This is a genomic window from Acinetobacter sp. YH12235, from assembly GCF_013417705.1.
In the GTDB taxonomy this organism is placed as follows: Bacteria; Pseudomonadota; Gammaproteobacteria; order Pseudomonadales; family Moraxellaceae; genus Acinetobacter.
Genome location: NZ_VPDL01000029.1, coordinates 21,032 through 41,176, shown reverse-complemented (window position 1 = coordinate 41,176; position 20,145 = coordinate 21,032). Strand labels below are relative to the sequence as shown.

At 41.8% G+C, this 20,145-nt stretch carries 17 protein-coding genes and 1 tRNA gene; 8 read left to right on the top strand and 10 right to left on the bottom strand.

Annotated elements, in window-relative coordinates:
* Positions 1 to 170: 170 nt before the first annotated feature.
* The 4 genes from FTV13_RS13395 to FTV13_RS13380 all read right to left on the bottom strand — a co-directional run bounded on the left by FTV13_RS13395 (position 171) and on the right by FTV13_RS13380 (position 5,090).
* Positions 171 to 1,391 carry an OmpP1/FadL family transporter gene (locus tag FTV13_RS13395; RefSeq protein ID WP_180012295.1) on the bottom strand — a complete coding sequence of 407 codons (1,221 nt, stop codon included), beginning with the start codon at positions 1,389 to 1,391 and terminating at the stop codon, positions 171 to 173.
* A gap of 321 nt (positions 1,392 to 1,712) precedes the next feature.
* The gene (locus FTV13_RS13390) at positions 1,713 to 3,233 is read right to left on the bottom strand and encodes an outer membrane protein transport protein (protein WP_179993355.1); all 1,521 of its coding nucleotides are present in this window, start codon (positions 3,231 to 3,233) and stop codon (positions 1,713 to 1,715) included.
* Between the two features lie 337 nt (positions 3,234 to 3,570).
* Positions 3,571 to 3,646: transfer RNA gene (locus FTV13_RS13385), tRNA-Arg, on the bottom strand.
* 91 nt (positions 3,647 to 3,737) lie between these two features.
* Positions 3,738 to 5,090: an amino acid permease gene (locus FTV13_RS13380; protein ID WP_179993356.1), complete on the bottom strand. Its 1,353-nt coding sequence runs from the start codon at positions 5,088 to 5,090 to the stop codon at positions 3,738 to 3,740.
* Positions 5,091 to 5,422: 332 nt separating this feature from the next.
* On the opposite strand from FTV13_RS13380, the gene prpF reads away from it, so the two are divergent.
* Together prpF and FTV13_RS13370 are read left to right on the top strand one after the other, a co-directional pair.
* A complete protein-coding gene (gene prpF / locus FTV13_RS13375; RefSeq protein WP_180012293.1) occupies positions 5,423 to 6,613 on the top strand; it encodes a 2-methylaconitate cis-trans isomerase PrpF in 1,191 nt (396 codons plus the stop codon).
* 228 nt (positions 6,614 to 6,841) lie between these two features.
* The gene (locus tag FTV13_RS13370) at positions 6,842 to 7,750 is read left to right on the top strand and encodes a farnesyl diphosphate synthase (protein ID WP_179993358.1); all 909 of its coding nucleotides are present in this window, start codon (positions 6,842 to 6,844) and stop codon (positions 7,748 to 7,750) included.
* 83 nt (positions 7,751 to 7,833) lie between these two features.
* On the opposite strand, the gene putP is transcribed toward FTV13_RS13370, so the two are convergent.
* The 5 genes from putP to FTV13_RS13345 form a co-directional block, all read right to left on the bottom strand.
* Complete coding sequence (putP, locus tag FTV13_RS13365; RefSeq protein WP_179993359.1) at positions 7,834 to 9,345, bottom strand: sodium/proline symporter PutP; 1,512 nt, start codon at positions 9,343 to 9,345, stop codon at positions 7,834 to 7,836.
* A gap of 213 nt (positions 9,346 to 9,558) precedes the next feature.
* A complete protein-coding gene (locus FTV13_RS13360; RefSeq protein ID WP_005234507.1) occupies positions 9,559 to 10,410 on the bottom strand; it encodes an SPFH domain-containing protein in 852 nt (283 codons plus the stop codon).
* 3 nt (positions 10,411 to 10,413) lie between these two features.
* Positions 10,414 to 10,896, bottom strand: a complete 483-nt coding sequence (locus tag FTV13_RS13355; RefSeq protein WP_179993360.1) for an NfeD family protein — start codon at positions 10,894 to 10,896, stop codon at positions 10,414 to 10,416.
* 101 nt (positions 10,897 to 10,997) lie between these two features.
* Positions 10,998 to 11,915, bottom strand: coding sequence for a patatin-like phospholipase family protein (locus tag FTV13_RS13350; protein ID WP_004783071.1), 918 nt, complete (start codon positions 11,913 to 11,915; stop codon positions 10,998 to 11,000).
* A 64-nt stretch (positions 11,916 to 11,979) separates the two neighbouring features.
* A complete protein-coding gene (locus FTV13_RS13345) occupies positions 11,980 to 12,609 on the bottom strand; it encodes a 1-acyl-sn-glycerol-3-phosphate acyltransferase (RefSeq protein WP_179993361.1) in 630 nt (209 codons plus the stop codon).
* A gap of 133 nt (positions 12,610 to 12,742) precedes the next feature.
* On the opposite strand from FTV13_RS13345, the gene FTV13_RS13340 reads away from it, so the two are divergent.
* From FTV13_RS13340 to FTV13_RS13330, 3 genes are all read left to right on the top strand, one after another.
* Positions 12,743 to 13,984 carry an MFS transporter gene (locus FTV13_RS13340; RefSeq protein ID WP_179993362.1) on the top strand — a complete coding sequence of 414 codons (1,242 nt, stop codon included), beginning with the start codon at positions 12,743 to 12,745 and terminating at the stop codon, positions 13,982 to 13,984.
* Positions 13,985 to 14,343: 359 nt separating this feature from the next.
* On the top strand, positions 14,344 to 15,648 hold the full coding sequence (locus FTV13_RS13335; protein ID WP_179993363.1) for a DcaP family trimeric outer membrane transporter: 1,305 nt from the start codon (positions 14,344 to 14,346) through the stop codon (positions 15,646 to 15,648).
* A gap of 274 nt (positions 15,649 to 15,922) precedes the next feature.
* Positions 15,923 to 16,624 (top strand): HAD family hydrolase, encoded by a 702-nt coding sequence (locus tag FTV13_RS13330; protein ID WP_179993364.1) that lies wholly within the window; start codon positions 15,923 to 15,925, stop codon positions 16,622 to 16,624.
* On the opposite strand, the gene FTV13_RS13325 is transcribed toward FTV13_RS13330, so the two are convergent.
* A complete protein-coding gene (locus FTV13_RS13325) occupies positions 16,621 to 17,298 on the bottom strand; it encodes a DUF421 domain-containing protein (protein ID WP_004783062.1) in 678 nt (225 codons plus the stop codon). The two genes, FTV13_RS13330 and FTV13_RS13325, sit on opposite strands and share 4 nt — an antisense overlap.
* 478 nt (positions 17,299 to 17,776) lie before the next feature.
* Here FTV13_RS13325 and FTV13_RS13320 point away from each other — a divergent pair, with 478 nt between their 5' ends.
* The 3 genes from FTV13_RS13320 (at position 17,777) to FTV13_RS13310 (ending at position 20,098) form a co-directional block, all read left to right on the top strand.
* Positions 17,777 to 18,463 (top strand): carbonic anhydrase, encoded by a 687-nt coding sequence (locus tag FTV13_RS13320; protein ID WP_179993368.1) that lies wholly within the window; start codon positions 17,777 to 17,779, stop codon positions 18,461 to 18,463.
* A gap of 142 nt (positions 18,464 to 18,605) precedes the next feature.
* Entirely contained in the window at positions 18,606 to 19,649 is a 1,044-nt protein-coding gene (locus FTV13_RS13315; protein WP_179993369.1) for a molecular chaperone DnaJ, read from the top strand.
* 68 nt (positions 19,650 to 19,717) lie between these two features.
* Positions 19,718 to 20,098 (top strand): endonuclease domain-containing protein, encoded by a 381-nt coding sequence (locus tag FTV13_RS13310; RefSeq protein WP_179993365.1) that lies wholly within the window; start codon positions 19,718 to 19,720, stop codon positions 20,096 to 20,098.
* The last annotated feature ends 47 nt before the right edge of the window (positions 20,099 to 20,145 follow it).

Sequence of the window (20,145 nt, the reverse complement as noted above, 5' to 3'; positions counted from 1 at the left end):
TAATGGAAAAATCTAAAAGGTATGTTTTACTGAAAAAAAGAAGTAGAAACTACCCACGAGTTGTGAAAGGGAAACCACAGAAATACCCAAAAAAATGCCAGTCAATCTCTTAACTGACTGGCATTACACCAAAGGGTGCCTTTTTTTATTAGAGTAAAACTCTTTATTGCTTAGAAACGGTAGCCGATTTTTAGGCCATAACCCATGGCATGGTTGTCTTCAAAGCTACCTTTTACTTCACCACCTGTTTGTGCTTGTGCATCTCCTAGCCAGAAGTATTTAACCCCAGCCTGGATAAAATAGTTTTCTGCAGGGCTGTATTGGCCGCCTAGACCGACACTCCAATAACCTTCAGTTGGACCCAAGGTGGTTACCGGGTTTCCTGCACCAGAGTCATAACCTACAGCAGCAGAGCCTGACCATTTAACGTTAAATTTATGACCTAAACCCACATTTGCAGACCATTGATCATCTGAATAATCGACAAGATTCTGCTGTTTTCCGGTGAGTGCGCCAGTTAGCTGAGATAAATAAGCAGGTTTTACTGCAAACTGATCCCAATGTACCCAGCGAATATTAGCAAAGGCTAAGGTATTTTTTGCAATGCCTGACTGTAAGTCAATGTTGACTGATTGTGGTGTAGTAATTTCCGCTTTATGGTAAGTTGGAATTACTGGTTTACCCAATAATGTGCCAGTTAATCCAGGAATATATAAAGCCCCATCTGTACCAAAACCGAAGGTTTCTGTGGTATCTAATTCATGTTTAATTTCAGAGCGATAAGTCACAGCAGCTTTTAAGGCAATTTCAGGAATAGAATATGCAAAACCAGCTAACCAACCGTAAGCTTCACTTTCTTTAAGGTCAATATCATAACCGCCAAGAACTTGCGGGCCTCTATAAGCTGTACCACGTAGGGAGACTTTCGCCTTTACGCTTTGATAGACAGGTCCGGCATAAACATTCCAGTTCTCATTTGGCTGATACCCTATAAGTGCTGTAATGCTATTGGTTTTTACTTCAACAGAAGTGCCCTCCAATACACCAGTATTGGTATTTACTGTAGCAAAAGCATTAGATTCAGGCGCATATTGAGCGTCAGCTCCAAATGGCTGGTCATAAAGTAAACCCAGAGATATTTTATCAGTTGCCTGAATTTTTATAGCAGCAGTAGGGAAGTAGTAATCTTCAGCCATATCGCTGACTTTATTGCCGGCATTGTCTTTACCTTGAACTTCTGGATCTAAAACAGAAATACCCGCTTCCGCATAGTTACCAGGTTGTAAAAAAGCCTGAATAGACTGGCCTGAACGGTCTAAACCGGCAGCGAACACGAGAGAAGTAGGCAGGCTAGAAAGAAGAATAGCGATAGAGATTGGCTTAAGCTTCATGGCTCATCCTTGACAATGTTGCATAAATATTAATAAAAGTTGTGGAAAAGTAACACAAATTTAAAAAGAGTAAATGCTCCACTTCGTCCAAGAAATGAACTATGGCGGTTATAAAAAATGATTGCTTAGAGTATTTATACTATATTTTTTTGATTAACTTAATGAAAATAAACAAATAATAATTTTTATCAAAATATATTAAAAACAAAATTTAGGCAAAATTTGATTGGTGATAAAAGCATCGAATAGTATACAGGTGTATAAAAATATAATTGGGATAATAAAAACCACCCGAAGGTGGTCTTTATTAACTATCAGGAATTAGAAGCGATAGCCCATTTTTAAGCCATATGCGATTGCATGGTTATCGCTGAAGTCACCAACAATACGGTTATCTTCACCGACTTGAGCTGCAGTTTGTGATTCTGCATCACCTAACCAGAAGTATTTCACACCACCAGCAATAAATGTAGCTGGAGTAGGACTAAATTGAACGCCTAAACCAACATTCCAATAACCTTCTGTTGGTCCAAGTGTTGAAACTGGATTACCTGCACCAGAATCCCAACCCACAGAGACATTCCCAGCCCATTGCTCAGAAAGCTTACGACCTACACCTACTGTTGCAGACCATTGATCTTTATCATATTCAACTACGTGGAAACCATCTGGACGATTCACAGAATCTAATTGTCCAACAGCTTCACTTATTTTACCAAACTGGTATGGGCGAATAGAGAAATTAGACCACTCTACCCAACGTACATTAGCAAATGCTACGGTATCTGCCATGATACCTGTTTGGAAGTCTAAGTTTACAGATTGCGGAGTAGTAATTTTGGTTTTACCAGATTCAGTCATTGCATCTGTATAAGTAGTTGGTACACCTAAACCATTTAAGAGTCCTGTAACTGATGCAGCAGCAAGAGGATTATTTAAAACTGATAATCTTTCAGTAGTGCTCGCATTATGGTCGATTTCAGAGCGATAAGTTAAAGAAGCTTTTAAGGCAATCTCAGGAATTTGGAAAGCCATACCTGCTAACCATCCTAAGTCTCCTGTCTCTTTGAAATTTGCATCATAGCCATTAAAAATACTATATGCCTGTCCGCGTAATTTTAAGTCGCCTTTAACAGTTTGATATACTGGTCCTGCATAGATATTCCAGTTTTGGGTTGGTTGGTAGCCAAAAACAAAACTAAGATTTTGTGTATGTACCTCAACCTCAGTATTGCCTTGACCTAATGCAGCATTAGCATTCACTAAAGCAGTTTGAGTTCCTTGTAATTGTTGTAAGCCTGCTGCAACGATTGGATTTGATGCAGCAACTTGCTGTAAAGCACCTAGTACTAAGCTCTGCTGTGGAGTGCCTGCTGGTGCAGCTGCTGTAACAGCAGTCAAAGCTGGAGCAAAACTAGCTCCAGCTGCTTGCACTAATTGACTAACTGAATTTTGAGTAATATTCGCGATACTTGATGGAGTGAGAACTTGGTCAGTTCCTTGAGATACAAAAGCGTTATTACCGCTATATTCTGCATTTGCACCAAAAGGTTGGTCATATAAGAGACCAAATGAAAACTTATCTGTAAGTTGTAATTTTAATGCAGCATGAGGAAAATAATAGCTGTCAGCCATATCGCTAATTGAACGACGTGTGTCTAATTCGCCAGCTTCTTGTCCTGAGACATCTGCATCTAAAACAGAAATACCTGCTTCAAAATAGTTACCAGGTTGTAGGAAGGCTGCAATAGATTGGCCTGAACGGTCCATTGCCGCAGCAAATGCACCCGTCATTGGTACAGTTGCGAGAATCATTGCAGTAGTTAATGTTTTTAATTTCATTTACGTCTTTCCTTGAGGTACAAATTTATATCTAGCGTTGTTGTTTGCACTTATTAAATTCTTGGAGATTTCGGGTATTTATCCGCAATCATTTGTTACTCCATGTGACAAAAATAGCACAATTAAAATAAGAGTAAATGCTCTAGAAAAAACTAATTAGTCTAAAAAAGCACCAAAATAGAGTTTTTGCACCAAAAAATAGCTGTATTTTAAAATAAGTATTTGAAAGTAAAAGAAATAAAATAATGGAGAAAAAATGATTTTTTGTATAAAAAATATTCTAAAAATATGAAGATTAACGCTAATTTTTTGAAGTATAGATCACATTTTGAAAGGATGGTGCGCCCTGCGGGACTCGAACCCACGTCGGTCGCTTAGGAGGCAACTGCTCTATCCAGTTAAGCTAAGGGCGCGAAAAGAAGGCTATTGTACTGTAAAAAATGCAAAAAAAAAGTTATTGCCGCAGCAATAACTTTAAAAATCATCGATTAAAAGATTTTTTGATTAATTCTTAGGGCGCAGTGCCTTAAACAGAATAAACATGATCACTACCCAGATCGGAAGCATCAGTACTGATTCTTTAAAGCCTTGTGTCCACATGATGTAAAGAATGGTTGCAATGAAAGCTAAAACCAGAATATTACTTGCAGGTGACCACAATGCAGGGAAACTGGTCTTTTGTCCTAACTGCTTCATGCTTTGCATAAACTTGAAGTGGGTCAAGCTAATCATGGCCCAGTTCAGTACCAATGCACCTACCACCACATACATCAGGTGACTTAAGGCATCTTCAGGAACAAAGTAGTTTAGGAGTACACAGCCGAAAATCAGCAGGGCAGAGAACAGTACTGCAGGAATAGGAACCCCTTGTTTGTTCACAGTCTTGAAGATTTTAGGGGCATTACCTTGCTGTGCCAGACCATAAAGCATACGGCTATTGGCATACATACCACTGTTATAAACAGAGAGTGCCGCTGTCAGGATGATGAAGTTCAGCAGATGTGCTGCCCAGTCAATCCCCAGCTGGCTGAAGATCATCACAAACGGGCTTTTATCTAGGCCGCCAAGCTCTAACTGATTCCAAGGTACTAAAGACAATAGAATGGTCAATGCACCTACATAGAATACCAGAATACGGAATACGACCTGATTAATCGCTTTTGGAATGGTTTTTTCTGGATTTTCAGCTTCTGCTGCCGCCATCCCGATCAGTTCAATCCCACCGAAGGCAAACATCAGGAAGGCCAGCATATAGAATAAGCCTTCAAAACCATTCGGGAAGAAACCGCCTGCTGTCCAAAGGTTGCTGAAAGAAGCTCCTGAAGAGGCATCAGCAGTCAGGATCAGATAGAGACCAAAGACAATCATGGAAACGACCGCAGTCACTTTCACAATAGACAGCCAGAATTCTGATTCACCGTAGAATTTCACATTGCCGAGATTGACCAGCGTAATTACGATGAAGAAAAACAGGACTGAGGTCCAAGCAGGAATATGAGGCCACCAGTAATTAATATATTTTGCAACGGCGGTGAGCTCGGTCATAGCCACCAGGATATATAAGATCCAGTAGTTCCAACCCGCAAGGAAACCAGGGAATTTGCCCCAGTATTTATAAGCAAAATGGCTGAATGAACCTGCTACAGGTTCATGAACAATCATCTCACCCAATTGACGCATGATTAAGAATGCAATTAAGCCACCAATGGCATAGCCAAGAATAATAGAAGGACCCGCAGATTGGATCACCTGTGCGGAACCTAAGAATAAGCCTGTGCCAATTGCACCGCCCATGGCGATCAACTGAATATGACGGTTCTTTAAGCCACGCTGAAGTTGTGAAGACTCGTTATTCAAAGTGTTCAGCCCGACAATGTAAGAAATAGGTATAAAGATTGTAATGGAACAAAGATAAGAAGCCTAGAGCACCCGTCTGGATGAAATATTATTATCGTATTTATAAAAAAAAATTATAAAAATAAATAGAATAAAAGATATGTGAATCAATATATTAATTTTATTGAAAATGTAACTGATGAGTTTGCTGTTTTTTTAACTCGACACAAATGCTGTTTTTTTATACTTAGGTCGGGCAAGGCAGCTACTTGGCTTTAAACCGATTATACTCGTCTCAGAAATATTCAATAATTTTGATCAGAATAAAGACAAGCCAGAGGAAGAAAGTATTCATGAGTTTCGCTGCCCAAATCAAAATCCCGGCCACTTACATGCGCGGAGGCACCAGTAAAGGGGTGTTCTTTAAACTGGACGATTTACCTGCTGCTGCACAACAGGCAGGCCGAATTCGGGACCAGTTATTATTAAGAGTGATCGGCAGCCCGGATCCATATGGCAAGCAGATTGATGGGATGGGCGGTGCCAGTTCAAGTACCAGCAAAACTGTGATTCTGTCTAAAAGTCAGCAAGAAAATCATGATGTGGATTATCTTTTTGGTCAGGTATCGATTGATCGACCTTTTGTGGACTGGAGTGGTAATTGTGGCAATCTGACTGCAGCAGTTGGGGCATTTGCAATTTCCAATGGCCTGGTCGATCCTGCACGTATTCCTGAAAATGGGCTGTGTACGGTGCGAATCTGGCAGGCGAATATTCAGAAAACCATTATCGCCCATGTACCGATGCAGAATGGTCAGGTTCAGGAATTAGGTGATTTTGAGCTGGATGGCGTAACTTTCCCAGCAGCCGAAGTACAGATTGAATTTCTGGATCCTGCCGATGATGATGCCGAGGGCGGTTCAATGTTTCCGACCGGAAATTTAACCGATACGCTAGAAGTACCGAATATTGGCAGCTTTGAAGTAACGATGATTAATGCCGGGATCCCGACAGTTTTCTTAAAGGCAGAAGATCTGGGCTATAACGGTACCGAGTTACAGGACCATATCAATAATGATGCAGCTGCCTTGGTGAAGTTTGAAACCATCCGAGCCTATGCTGCTCAACAGATGGGTCTGATTCAGGACATTAGTGAAGCTGTTACACGTCAGCATACGCCAAAGATCGCTTTTGTGGCTCCGCCAAAGACTTATACGTCCTCTAGTGGTAAGGAAGTCACTGAAACAGATAGCGATATTCTGGTCCGTGCCTTATCGATGGGTAAGTTGCATCATGCCATGATGGGAACAGCCGCTGTAGCGATTGGAACAGCGGCAGCGATTCCGGGAACTTTGGTCAATCGTGTTGCGGGTGGCGGTGAACGTGAATCAGTCCGCTTTGGTCATCCTTCCGGTACCTTAAGAGTGGGTGCGCAAGCAGTGCAGGAAAATGGAGAATGGAAAGTAAAAAAAGCCATCATGAGTCGTAGTGCGCGTGTGCTAATGGAAGGTTGGGTGCGTGTCCCTGAAGATGTTCTCTCTTAAAATTATTCCTTGAGAAAATTAGCCTAAGTAAAACCATCAGTTCTCTGGTGGTTTTTTTATTAAAAAAGATATTTCTGATTTGATTATTTTCAGTCTCAATACAGAATTATGAAACAACATTTGGATTTAAGAATGAAAATTCAATGCAATTCTAGGTACAATGCCTGATAACAGACAGGCACTTATAAACTGTCATTTTATTATTCTGGCTACGTATTCGAGGCGAATGTGTCATCTATCACTGACGTATCAACCCATGCACTAACTCAAGCACAACAACGGATTCAACACGATTTAATGACTGCTTTGGAAGCCTTTTCCATTCCAGAACCGTTAAAGTCGGCAGTACATCATGCCGTAATGCTAGGAGGAAAGCGGGTACGTCCAGCGCTCTGTTATGCCACTGCTGCATTAAAGCCGAATCAGAATAGTGCTGCGGTACGCCGTGCCGCAGTTGCGATCGAGTTTATTCATTGCTATTCACTGGCACATGATGATCTGCCATGTATGGACAATGACTTGTTACGTCGTGGTCAGCCAACCTGTCATGCTGCTTTTGGTGAAGATACGGCTCTTTTGGCGGGTGATATTTTGCAATCTATGGCGTTTGAAATTCTGGGTAGTCGTCTGTTTGATCAGGGGCCTGCAGTAGAACCTGCGATTGTCTTGAAGCAGATGCAGATTCTGGCGACTGCTTCCTCGAAAATGGTCAATGGTCAGGTACTGGATTTACAGGCCGAAGGCAAAAAAATTGATCAGGAAGCACTGGAGACGATTCACCGAAATAAAACCGGTGCCTTGATCAGTGCAGCGATTATGATGGCAGCGGTGACGATCTTTGAAGGGACTGATCTGGCCATTCCAAAACTGCGTGAATTCGGGCAAGCGATTGGTCTGGCTTTCCAGGTGCAGGACGATATTCTGGATATTATTTCTGATACAGAAGTGCTGGGTAAAACCGCGGGCAAGGATGAACAGGTGGAGAAGTCAACTTATCCAGCATTAATGGGTTTAGAGAAAGCCCAGGCCTATGCACAGCAGTTACATGATCAGGCCATGACTGCACTGAATCATTTTGAAGGTCAAGCTGATGAACTGATGCAGATTACCCAGTTCCTGCTAACACGTAAGAGCTGATTTAAATAAACTAATCTTCCTGAAATTAGCTTAAAACGAGCATAAAAAAGAGGACTTAAAGTCCTCTTTTCTTTTATATTGAATTACTTGCTTTCGTTATACAGACGTTCTGCCTGTTCAAAGCGTGTTGTAATTTCAGCTGTTGGTGCTTTGCCTAAGAGACTTACAACTACAATCGCAATCCAAGAACAGATAAAGCCTGGAATAATTTCATAGATGCCGGCTGGAATAAAACCAAGACCTGTTCCACCAACAGTATTCTTCCACAGAATCACCATACATGCGCCAACGATCATGCCTGCCAAGGCGCCATTCAAGGTCATGCGCTTCCAGAACAAAGACAGAATAATCAGTGGACCAAAAGCAGCGCCAAAACCTGCCCAGGCATACGCCACCAGACCCAAGACTTTAGATTCAGGATTACCAGCCATCCAGATTGCCAATAAAGCAATGAGAAGCACCATCAAACGACCGACCCAAACCAGTTCTTTTTGTGAGGCATTTTTACGTAGGAATGATTTATAGAAGTCTTCAGTCAGGGTACTTGAACAAACCAGTAACTGACAGCTAAGCGTACTCATCACCGCGGCCAAAATTGCCGCCAGAACCACACCGGCAATCCATGGATTGAACAGGATTTTAGTCAGTTCCATAAACACGGTTTCAGGATTGGCATTCACCACAGCAGCGAGTTCCGGATGTTGCTGGAAATAGGCAATACCAAAGAAACCTGCGGCCACTGCACCACCCAAACAAAGCGTCATCCAGGTCATCCCGATACGGCGTGCATTTGGAATCGACTTCACTGAATCGGCGGCCATGAAACGCACTAAAATATGCGGCTGACCAAAATAACCCAAACCCCATGCCATTAATGACAGGATCGCGATGGTACTCAGATCACCGACCAAGTTCATGGCCTGTGGACGTGCGGCTTCCAAAGCGAGCGTAACTTGCGACATATCTGAAAAAGTCAGGATGGTTACGATTGGCGTAAGAAGCAGGGCGAAGATCATCAGGGTTGCCTGAATGGTATCGGTCCAGCTGACTGCCAGGAAACCGCCAATAAACACATAACTGATGGTTGCAATCGCACTGATCCAGAGCGCTGTATTATAAGACATGTTGAACATGCTTTCGAACAGACGTGCACCTGCCACCATGCCTGAAGCACAGTAAATTGCAAAGAAAATCAGAATGACAAATGCAGAAACCACACGCAGCACTTTTTTCTGATCGTTAAAACGGTTCGAGAAATAGTCCGGCAGGGTCAGGGCATTGTGCTGGACTTCGGTATGGACCCGTAAACGGCCCGCAACCAGCAGCCAGTTCAGCCAGGCACCGATAATCAGACCAATCGCAATCCACATTTCAGACAGGCCAGAAAGATAAATTGCGCCTGGCAAGCCCATCAGCAGCCAGCCACTCATGTCGGAAGCCCCTGCAGAAAGTGCAGTTACGAAACTACCTAAACGTCGGCCCCCTAAGATGTAATCAGAAAAGTTGTTTGTCGCGCGGTATGCCATCAGGCCAATTACGACCATGCCGACAATATAAAAAAGAAAGGTAATTAAGGTTGGATTTAGGGAGCTCATACGGTATCCATTTTTAAGTTGGACAGTAGATCGAAACAAGGATTATGACAGATGCGAAAGACTTTAATCCGAAAGCCAGGCAACATCGAATCCAGAGGATTTCAAAAATAAACGCGAAATTTAACCATAAATTCACAATCTTTGCTGAGATTTTCTTATTTTGAAAGAAAATAGGCAACCAATTGGCTGCCTATTGTGAAGTATCTCTGAAATTTAGTGACGTCCCATTACACCGCGGATGGTATTCAGCACATCGGCAGGCAAGACCACAGTCTTGGCATTTGGAGACTTGGCCATATCCTGCATGGCTTTGACATATTGTTCACCCAACAGATAAGCCACAGGAATTTCCTTGTCACCAATTGCCTGACTCACCATATCAATCGCACGTTGGGAAGATTCTGCCAGTACGACTTGTGCTTCTGCATCACGACGAGATGCTTCCAGACGACCATCAGCTTCCAGAATGGCGGCCTGTTTTTCACCATCCGCTTTAGTGACGGTTGCACGACGTTGACGCTCTGCCGCTGCCTGTTCTTCCATCGCCGTCTGCATGGTTACAGAAGGTTTGATATCCTGGATTTCAACCGTCTTTAAGGTGATTCCCCAGTCTGAAATATCATCAGAAATGCTGGACTTTAAACGTGCCTTGATATGATCACGCGAAGATAAGGCATCATCCAGATCCATTTCACCCACGATTGAACGTAGCGAAGTTTGTACCAGGTTCTGAATTGCCCATGAGTAGTTCTCAATCCCGTACACCGCTTTTTCAGGAGTTGTCAGGTTGATATAAGCCACCGCATTCATCAGCAAGACGGCGTTATCGCGGGTAATTACTTCCTGCGAAGGAATATCCAGAACGATATCTTTGGTGGTGACTTTATAAGCCACTTCATCTACATAAGGAATGACAAAATTCAGGCCAGGATTAAGTGTGGTGTGGTATTTACCCAGACGTTGTACGATCCATTTATAGCCTTGTGGAACAATCCGTACACCTTTAAAAATGGTAATCGCAACAAAGGCCAAGAACGCAATAACAATGATAGTGCCAGCAGACATAATTTATTCACCTTTTTCGTTTTGATATTGAGTGCTGTGGGGCTGTACAACCAGGTCATTTCCCAAGATATCGACAACACGGACACGATCTCCAACCTGAACTTTATCCAGAGCACGGCAATCCCATTCATCCGAGCCTAGAACGGGTAGCGGAAAACGGACCCGGATCTGATCCTGTTCAAGATCGGTCTGAATCACCATGCCAATTTGGCCAATAGTGGCTTCGCGCGACAGGCCGGCTTTGGTCTTGTCGATAGAAAGCGGCTTGATAAACTTAAACCAGAGCAAGGTACAAAGAACAGACAGGATGATCCAGGTCAGGATCTGAGTGGTCAATCCCATCATTGGGAACATCCAGTACAGAATGCCAACCATAATGGCACCAATCCCGAACCAGAGGGCAGCAAAAGCGGGCAGGAGTAATTCTGAAAGAATAAGAAGTACTCCCAATACAAACCAGTGCCAAGGTTCAAGAACTAATTCCATATCGTGACCTATATTGCTAAGTATTTAATTAATCATCATCTTTATATGATTTACTTCCAATGTAGCAGATGCTGCAGCAGATGAATATAAAAAATTTCTGATTAAAATTTTGCCGGTCGTGCAGGCTTGAATGCAGCCGGAGACTGCCTAAAATCACTGATGGCTTTTTCAATTGAACGGATTTTTAGTTGCGCGGCTTTTTCACCTTCAAGAATGGTCTCATTGCTGGCTTTTAAATCCAGCGTACCAATATGACCTACTTTAGGCTGGATCACGATATTAGCTTGCCTGAGTTCTTCATTGATACTTTGCTGACCCATAATATTAATCGTCTGGTCCAGTACGCCCCACATGTTGAGTGCTTTATTGCTGTCCGGACGTGCAGATATATCTACGGCAATAACAATATCTGCTCCCATATCTTTGGCCGTTTTTACTGGAATTGGACTAACCAGACCGCCATCGACATATTTTGTACCGCCAATTACAGCGGGCACAAAGACATTCGGAATACTGCAAGAGGCACGCACGGCTTGTCCGGCATTGCCTTTGATAAAGTCAGCTTTACGGCCATTGTCTAGGCGGGTTGCCACTGCCGCGAAGCGAATCGGGAACTGTTCAATCGGTTTATTCGCCACATTTTTATTGACGAAATCCTGCAGTTTCTGTCCGGCAATAATCCCTTGGCGGTTCAGGGTTAAATCACGAATATCGGATTCTTTAAAGTTCAAGGCGATTTGCTGCAACTGATAAGGAGATTTGCCGCTGGCATATAGACTGCCCACGAAGCTTCCGGCACTAGTTCCAGTAACAATCTTCGGTTTGATGCCATGCGATTCGAGGACTTTGAGTACCCCGATATGGGCAAAGCCTTTGGCACCGCCACCACCGAGTGCAATAGCCACCACAGGTTCACGAGCCTGAAGAGGAGTAGAGGTTGTTGGGGTTTTAGTAGCTTTATCACATGCTGCAAGGCTTAAACCCAGGCAGCCAATCAGAGCATAACGGGTTAATTTCATTATAAAAAACTGGCGATTAAATCAACAAAATTCAGGCTATCACATCAAAAAAAGCCAGTTTTGCCTAGTCTTTTTTCAAAAGCTTTTGTAACGGCTTGGCGACCCAATCCGGATTTTTGGCCGAAAATTTACCTTCATAATGCTTATAGATCTGTTCTAGATCATATTCATAATCACCTGTCAGGTGATATACACCGAGGATATGAATGGTCTTGATATCATAGTCAAAGGAAAACATCACGATCGGCAAATTGGCTGCCTTGGCAATGTGGTAGAAACCGCTGCGGATTTTTTCTGGCGCCTTGCGAGAACCCTCTGGTGCCATACCCACCCAGATCCGGTCTGCTTTATTAATCACATCAACAATCTGTCGGGTATGACCTTGCGGTGTATCGCGTACTACAGGAACTACACCGATCCATTCCAGAATGGGTTTAAGAGGAGTACGAAATAGGCTGTCTTTACCAAAAATCGTAATCTGAATACCCAGACCGAGTAGGGCATTAAAACCTAACCAGGCATCGATATTCGAGGTATGCGGAGAAATAATCGCTACTGCTTTAGGCAGGTTAGAGAACTCGCCTTTAAGCTGCCAGCCCTGAGCCAGAAATAGCTGTTTAAACAGGGTCTGGCTCAATTTACCTCCGCGAGAAGGAACTAGGGGAGGAAGTTTGGGGAAACGTGTTGTACTCATCGATGTCTCATCCTGAAACTTATTTTTCTTTATTTTTGATCATATTAGACTGTTGTAAAATCCGGATCATTGGCAAAATGTATAGCGATGATGGATGCTTTTAGCATTTTTACCTTAAGGACCTGCGCTGAATATGCGGAATACTTATATTTTATTGTTTTCCCTATATTGGGCACAGGGGCTTCCGGTCGGGTTTATGACCCATGCCTTGCCGGTCATTCTGCGAGCTGAAGGTGTATCTCTGGCACATATTGGTGGCTTTGGCCTGCTCATGCTGCCATGGTCGATTAAAATCTTCTGGGCACCTTTAGTCGATCAGCATGGATCAAGATCCAGAGGTCATTATCGAAGCTGGATTATTCCTTTGCAATGGCTTTCTGTCGCTGTACTGATTGGGCTGTCCTTCTTGCCGATCCAAGCCTTAAACCAGCCCCTGTTTCTGCTGATCTTTTTTATCACGTTGTTAGTGATGAATGGGATCGGTGCTACTCAGGATATTGCTACGGATGGACTGGCAGTCAATATTCTAAAAAATGAACAACAGCACTGGGGCAATACCTTTCAGGTGATTGGCTCCCGCTTGGGCTTTATTGTTGGAGGCGGGGCAATCCTGTGGTTACTCGATTTTTTGCATTGGCAGATAACCTTTTTACTGCTGGCAGCTCTGGTCTTTCTGAATACTTTACCGGTGTTATGGTTTAAAGAACCAGATCATCAAAAGATGATTTCTTCATCATCTGAGAAATTACCTGCTCGGACTAGAATCACAGCTTATTTTCAATATTTTTTAGCTGATTCTACCTTGGCGACATGGCTGCTGGTTTTACTGACCTTTAAAGTGGCAGATGGTCTGTCTGGGCCTTTATTAAAACCTTTGATGGTCGATTTGGGACTGAGTTTTAGTCAGATTGGTATTTATGTCACCATACTTGGCGCTTTTGCAGCGTTGATTGGCGCAGGGCTAGCAGGCTGGTGTTTGAAATACTGGTCGCGCAGCTGGAGTTTAATGATTTTCTCTATTCTGAAAATACTCAGTCTAATCGCTTATGCCTGGCTGGCTGCACAATATGAAGCCCAAAACAAAGTGGCAAACTGGATCATTTATCTCATTAATGCTGCCGAGGATATGATATCGGCCATGCTCTTAGTCGTTATGTTGACCTTGGTGATGCAATACAGCCGCAAGCATCTGGCAGGAACTGATTTTACTTTTCAGGTCGCCTTGATGGCTACTGTAAGCGGGGGACTTTATAGCCTGAGCGGGCTACTAGGGGATTATTGGGGGTATGCACAGTATTTAACATATATTGTATGGATCAGCGTGTTTTTATTATGGCCTATTGTATTTTGGGGTAGAACACAGCAAGACTCCTGATCATTGCAACGCATCAATTAAAGCCGTATTAAAAACAATCAAATTATTTTAAAAGTGTCGTTAATACATATTTTAGCTAAAAGTATGAGATAAAAATGATTTCAAACTGAGTCTAAAATTGTTAAATTTCTGATGTTTTTATACGGCTTATTATGTAGGTATAGTTAAAAAACATAAATCCAGTAAAATCATGTAACATGATAAGGATGGTTTTTAACTATGCACATTGTTCGTGAGTGATCTCACGAGATAATAAAATAAGTCAATTTATAATTATAGATATTCCACACGCTTTAGATTTTAGTGGGAATCAGTGAGCTTTCAAAGCCAATGAACGTTTGTTCAATATGGAGAATTTAATGAATCAAGTTTTAACACGAAAGTTTTTAGCTAAGGGATTAGCAGTTGCAGTAACAACCTTGATGATGGGGACGGTTGCACATGCTGAAACACAAGAGCAAAAAGAAATTAAGCAGCTGCGTCAAGAAGTTGAAGCACTAAAAGCATTAGTAACACAGCAGCAACAAGTTCAGCATAATCAAGCCGTGCAGATTGAACAAGTTAAAGCAGCACCACAACCATCAGCAGCTGCACCGAAAGCACTAAGTACAAAATCAGATACTGAAGTGAAGCTATATGGTTTCGTTCGTGGTGATGCGAACTATATCATTGAAGGTTCAGCAGGTGACTTCTCTGACGTTGCTAAAACCAATGGTCAAACCAGAGACAAGTTAGTCGCAACAGCAAAAACAACACGATTGGGTTTAGATTTTAAAACCAGTGTTAACGGTGCAGAGGTTGGCGGTAAACTTGAAAGTGATTTCGCAGGTACTAACGATTCATTCCGTATACGTCAAGCATATTTAACCTATGAAAATTGGTTGATTGGTCAAACCCAATCTAACTTCTTGTCAAATCATGCACCGTTTATGATTGACTTTAGCACCAACGTTGGTGGTGGTACTACCCGTCTACCAATGGTTCGTTATGGTTTTGATTTGACACCAGCAACGCAATTGTTCTTGGCGGCAGAAAAGCCAAACTCAAGTGCTGCACAGACTGAATTAAATGCCCAAGGCGAAAGAGTAAGTGTTGAACATATCAAATCAAGTGTACCAACATTGACTGCTAAATTGGCACACAACTTTGATGACAAAAAAGGTAATGCGTCTGCGCGTGCTTTAGTTGAAGTTTATAAAGATGAAGACACTAATAAACGTAAAGCAGGTTGGGGTCTAGCAGCAGGTACAACGTATCAAGTACTTGATCCTTTAAAAGCGACGCTGGATGTCAGCTATACCAAAGGTGTAAACGGTATTTTGTATGGTACCAATGCCAATGCTGCATTCGTAGATGATGAAGGTAACCGTAATATTGAACAAAATGAAATTTGGGCGGTACAAACGGGCTTAACGTACAGCATTTTATCTAACTTAAAAACATCACTTGGTTATGGTGCATTGTTTGCCGATAAAGACTCAGACTATGCAGACCTCAATCCTACTGCAAACAAAGAGGTACAACAAGCTTGGTTAAACTTGGTGTATTCACCAGTTAAACCGCTTGAGTTTGGTGTTGAGTATGTCAACGGTGAGCGTAAAACCTTTAATAATGGAAAATTCAAAGATAACCGTATTGGTTTAATGAGCAAATATAGCTTCTAATTGATGATGTGAAGCTAAATAAAAAATCCCACCACTTGGTGGGATTTTTTATATCAATACTTTAGGAGAAAGGTTATTTTTAATAAAGCATAAGGATTTTTGTACAGGCTTAAAATACAAATCCTAATTGAGAGTTTTATTTTCCTATCAAAAAGCGGTACTTCAGCATCACTTTTTATGCTCAAAACAACAAAACTTAGCAATTTTATGTCTGATCTAACAAGTTTCGGACTGTTAACATGATTGAAAGTTTCAGCATTTCGTTTTGAAAATTATGCCTATTCAAGCCGTTTTATTTGATCTCGACAATACCTTGACGCACCGTGACCTGACGACACAGGCCTATAGCCGTTATCTGGCGGAGTATTATACTTCGGCACTAGCACAGGTTGAACTTGAGAAAATTATTGAGATTGTACGACGCATTGATAATGGCGGTTATCCGAAAAAGGAATTGCTGACCCATGGCAGTATTGGCGCTTCAGGTGCATATGCATTGTTGCAGGAATTATCTTGGTTAACTCCACCAGATCTAGAGGAGCTAGCGCAGTTCTGGTTCAGCGAGTTTGGACGTTTCGCCGTAGAGATGCCGCAAGCAGGGCAAGTATTAAAACAGCTTAAAACTGAAGGTTATCGCTTGGCCATTGTATCCAATGGCGGCCATGACACCCGATTAAATACCATTCGCGTTTTAGGTATTGCAGATTATTTTGATGAGATTATCAGTTCAGGTCTGGTCGGCTTTAATAAACCGCAACCGGAAATTTTCCAGATTACCGCAGAGCGTTTAGGCGTACAGCCAGAACAATGTCTTTATATTGGTGATCATCCTGTCAATGATGTTCAAGGCGCAACAGCCGCAGGTATGCATGCTTTATGGATGCAAGGTTTCCATCCCGATGCCGGACATATTCAATATAAGATTCAGCAATTACCAGAAATCTTTGATCATTTGCAGCGGCTTAAGCAGCTTTAAGTAATCCGGTGGCTATTCATGGCTTTTGCCCATTGGTGAGAGTGACAGCGCGGACAAGTCTGTTCCGCTTCTTTTAAATACTGGACTTGACCGCAATAAATACAGGCATAAAGCTCTTCTGGCCTGACTTCTTTGACAATGCAGCAGGATTTAGGGAAAAGCGGGAGCCCATGCCGAACATCATCTGGATGGAAATACAAAATACTAAATTTACCGTCAGTTTCCAGTAAACCCAAGCGTACCTGACCCAAATGTTCAATGCCTTGCTGACGCATTTCAGCAAAGAATTCATCATGAGACATTTTGCCTTTTTTAATTTCATCAATGACCAGTAAACCATCTTCCACAATATGAATCGGTTTGCCTTCGAGCAGGTCTTCAAACCATTGAAATTTCATCATGAGCCAGGTGGTGAGGCGATACAGAAAAATGATCACCGACATGATCAGCGCTGCCTGGATCAAGGGGAGATCTTCTGTAAACATCGGATCGCCAGCAATGGAACCCAAAGCAAGAATGATGGTGACTTCAAAGATCGAAAGTTGTCGTACCCCACGTTTACCTGTCAGCCGCAGAAACAGGATAATCATCGCGTACATCACTACACAGCGCAGCAAAATTTCTGTGGCAAATTCCCAGGTCGTATCATTTATAAATATGGTGGCCCAGTCCATTGTTATTATTCCAGATCACTCTTTGTTACGAGTCTATCAATCTCGGCTGTTAGTTTGCTGCTGTAATTGTGTAAGTTTTTGAATAAAAATAAATTATGTTTTTTGAATGTGATTGCTATGAGTGAAAGATATAGCGATTTTAAGAAAATAAGATAGATATTTCATGTAAATATTGATTGATTATTCAACAGATTAAATTTGAACCAGTTCACATTTTACTCTGTGTGATTTTTAATCAGTACAAATAATATCCTACTGAAATATATCAAGATAAAATCTGAGCAATTTCCTAGGAATAATGAGAACTATTTAATGATTTGTAATCAAATAACTTGATAATTATAAATTTCTGTATGTTGTGCCCTGAAAAATATAGCGATTAGATCAAGCTAAAAATCTGTTTTTTAAATTAAAAATATTGATTTTGACTTCCAAGAAAGGATGTATTGTGAAAAAGATATTCACGCTTTTAACGGTTATGAGCTTAAGTACAGCGGTATTTGCAGATGCAGACTGGAACTATGATCAGCCTGAACAATGGTCGACTCTAAACCAGAAATATTCAGCCTGTAATGGACTGAACCAGTCACCAATCAATATCGAGCGAACAGTCAAAGCCGAACTGGAACCGCTCAAGTTTAGCTATAACACCATGATTCACACAATTGAAAATAAAGGTCATACCGTTCAGGTAGACTTTGCTCAAGGCAGAGAATTACAGCTGGATGGTGAAACTTTTGTGCTGAAACAGTTTCATCTACATAGCCCAAGTGAGAACCTAATTAAAGGCAAGAGCTATCCTCTAGAGATTCATTTTGTCCATGCCAATACTCAAGGTGAACTTGCTGTAGTGGCGATGATGTTTGCGCAGGGTACAGAAAATCCGATGCTTAAACGTATGTGGAATCGCTTGCCGAAAAAGCAAGGTGAAAAAGTCGTCTTGAAAACTCCGCAACCTGTAAATGAGATGTTGCCTAAGAATCTGGATTATTACCGCTTTAGTGGTTCGCTGACGACACCACCATGTTCTGAAGGTGTGCGCTGGTTGATTTTGAAAGAGATCCAACAGGCCTCTGCGACACAGATTTCAGAATTTTCCAAGTTAATGGGTCATCCAAATAACCGTCCAGTGCAGGCCTTAAATGGCCGTGTGGTACTGGAATAACAAAAATCTGGATGAAAAAGCTGACTTAGTTCTGCTTTTTTTAATTCTGATACAAATTTCAATAGCCTAAGGTCAAAAGAACTTTGTGGCGAAAGCTGAACGAATTAATATAGATTAGATTTCCTTGGGTCTTTCTGCTGCCATGCTCTTTGACTTAAAAACCATGATCCAGCCATTCACAGCGCTTTCGCCACAGCAGAAGAAGCTGGATCGTCTGATTGATAAAATCGAACAGCAGAAGCTGGAGTTAAAACAATGGCAACAGGCTGAAGAAGACCTACAGCAATATACGCATAAAACTTTCATGCCGGTCTATCATGAATTGCATGGTGTTGTGTTTGAGCAGCTCGAACAGCTCTGGAACCACTTGCAGGAAACAGATTTTACCAAGGCCGAGTTGGTAGTACTGGATGAGAAGATTCAATACCTGGCAGATTATCTGCAAGATTCTCAGGCGATGTCAGCGCAAGAAGCCAATAAGGTAAATGAAATCTTCACCTATTATCAGCAGCGTGCTGAACATGCCCAATTCAGAAAAAGCCAAAAAAAGACCAATGAACTGGAAAGATTCTTTAAGAATGAAAATATCCCAGATCCGGCAGATGCTGAGGGATTTGAAGAATGGGCTTCTGATCATTTTCAGCAAATCCGCGAGCAGGCCAAACTAAAACGCCAGCAGGAAAAGCAGAAACAGGCAGCCGCAATGGCAGAGCAGTCAGTGAAATCTGTATATTTAAAGATTGCTGCAGCGATTCATCCGGATCGTGAAGCGAATGATGTAAAAAAGATTAAAAAAACTGAATTGTTGCAGCGTGCCAACGAAGCCTATGCAGAACAGGATTTGTTTGTCTTATTAAAAATGCAGCTTCAGATTGAGCAAGATCGAGATCCTTCGCAAAAGAGTTTAAGTGCAGAGCAAGTCAAGCTGTATCAACTGGCTTTGGATGTGGAGAGCCAGAAGTTACAAGAGCAGATTGATGCATTGATCAATCGATTGGTCTGGTCATCAAAAACCAGAATTGCAGTCAAAAAGGCAAAAGGTAAGGTTCAAATTGCTGATCTGTATAAACAGATTGATGAAGATACTTCCACTATCAAGCAGCAGATTAAGGTCGAAAAAGAACGCCTGATGTATATCAAAAAGGTAAGTGGATTAGAGATGTTTTTAAGGCGTGGGATGCTTTAAGGTTTTTCTACCTCTTCCTTGGGGAGAGGTTATAAAATCTGCTAATCTCACAAAAAATAAAAAATACCATGAACAAAAAGCTTGATCCTCAACTTTTAATTTTCGCCAAATTCATGCGCCACACTGCCACCGATGCTGAGCACCTCATGTGGCAAATCCTTCGTGCCAAACGTTTTATGAATCTTAAATTTCGTCGTCAGCATGTGATTGAGCCTTATATTGTGGATTTTTACTGTCATGAAATTGGTTTGGTGATTGAGTTAAATGGTAGTCAACATGGAACGGATGAGGGAAAAGAATATGACGCTGAACGAACCAAGTGTTTAGAGGCTTTGGGTTTGAGAGTTGTGAGGTATTGGAATAATGAAGTGTTGTTAGAAACTGATGATGTATTAGATGATTTATGGAAAGTGTGTTTAGGGCTTAAAAGTAAAAACACCTCTCCCTAACCCTCTCCTAAAAGGAGAGGGAATTTCATTACTAAATCCATGCAAGC

What these genes read in the sequence shown, in the direction of transcription:
- FTV13_RS13395 (WP_180012295.1), bottom strand. Translation starts at nt 1,391, where the DNA reads ATGAAGCTTAAGCCAATCTCTATCGCTATTCTTCTTTCTAGCCTGCCT.
- FTV13_RS13390 (WP_179993355.1), bottom strand. Translation starts at nt 3,233, where the DNA reads ATGAAATTAAAAACATTAACTACTGCAATGATTCTCGCAACTGTACCA.
- prpF (WP_180012293.1), top strand. Translation starts at nt 5,423, where the DNA reads ATGAGTTTCGCTGCCCAAATCAAAATCCCGGCCACTTACATGCGCGGA.
- putP (WP_179993359.1), bottom strand. Translation starts at nt 9,345, where the DNA reads ATGAGCTCCCTAAATCCAACCTTAATTACCTTTCTTTTTTATATTGTC.
- FTV13_RS13360 (WP_005234507.1), bottom strand. Translation starts at nt 10,410, where the DNA reads ATGTCTGCTGGCACTATCATTGTTATTGCGTTCTTGGCCTTTGTTGCG.
- FTV13_RS13355 (WP_179993360.1), bottom strand. Translation starts at nt 10,896, where the DNA reads ATGGAATTAGTTCTTGAACCTTGGCACTGGTTTGTATTGGGAGTACTT.
- FTV13_RS13350 (WP_004783071.1), bottom strand. Translation starts at nt 11,915, where the DNA reads ATGAAATTAACCCGTTATGCTCTGATTGGCTGCCTGGGTTTAAGCCTT.
- FTV13_RS13345 (WP_179993361.1), bottom strand. Translation starts at nt 12,609, where the DNA reads ATGAGTACAACACGTTTCCCCAAACTTCCTCCCCTAGTTCCTTCTCGC.
- FTV13_RS13340 (WP_179993362.1), top strand. Translation starts at nt 12,743, where the DNA reads ATGCGGAATACTTATATTTTATTGTTTTCCCTATATTGGGCACAGGGG.
- FTV13_RS13335 (WP_179993363.1), top strand. Translation starts at nt 14,344, where the DNA reads ATGAATCAAGTTTTAACACGAAAGTTTTTAGCTAAGGGATTAGCAGTT.
- FTV13_RS13330 (WP_179993364.1), top strand. Translation starts at nt 15,923, where the DNA reads ATGCCTATTCAAGCCGTTTTATTTGATCTCGACAATACCTTGACGCAC.
- FTV13_RS13325 (WP_004783062.1), bottom strand. Translation starts at nt 17,298, where the DNA reads ATGGACTGGGCCACCATATTTATAAATGATACGACCTGGGAATTTGCC.
- FTV13_RS13320 (WP_179993368.1), top strand. Translation starts at nt 17,777, where the DNA reads ATGAGCTTAAGTACAGCGGTATTTGCAGATGCAGACTGGAACTATGAT.
- FTV13_RS13315 (WP_179993369.1), top strand. Translation starts at nt 18,606, where the DNA reads ATGCTCTTTGACTTAAAAACCATGATCCAGCCATTCACAGCGCTTTCG.
- FTV13_RS13310 (WP_179993365.1), top strand. Translation starts at nt 19,718, where the DNA reads ATGAACAAAAAGCTTGATCCTCAACTTTTAATTTTCGCCAAATTCATG.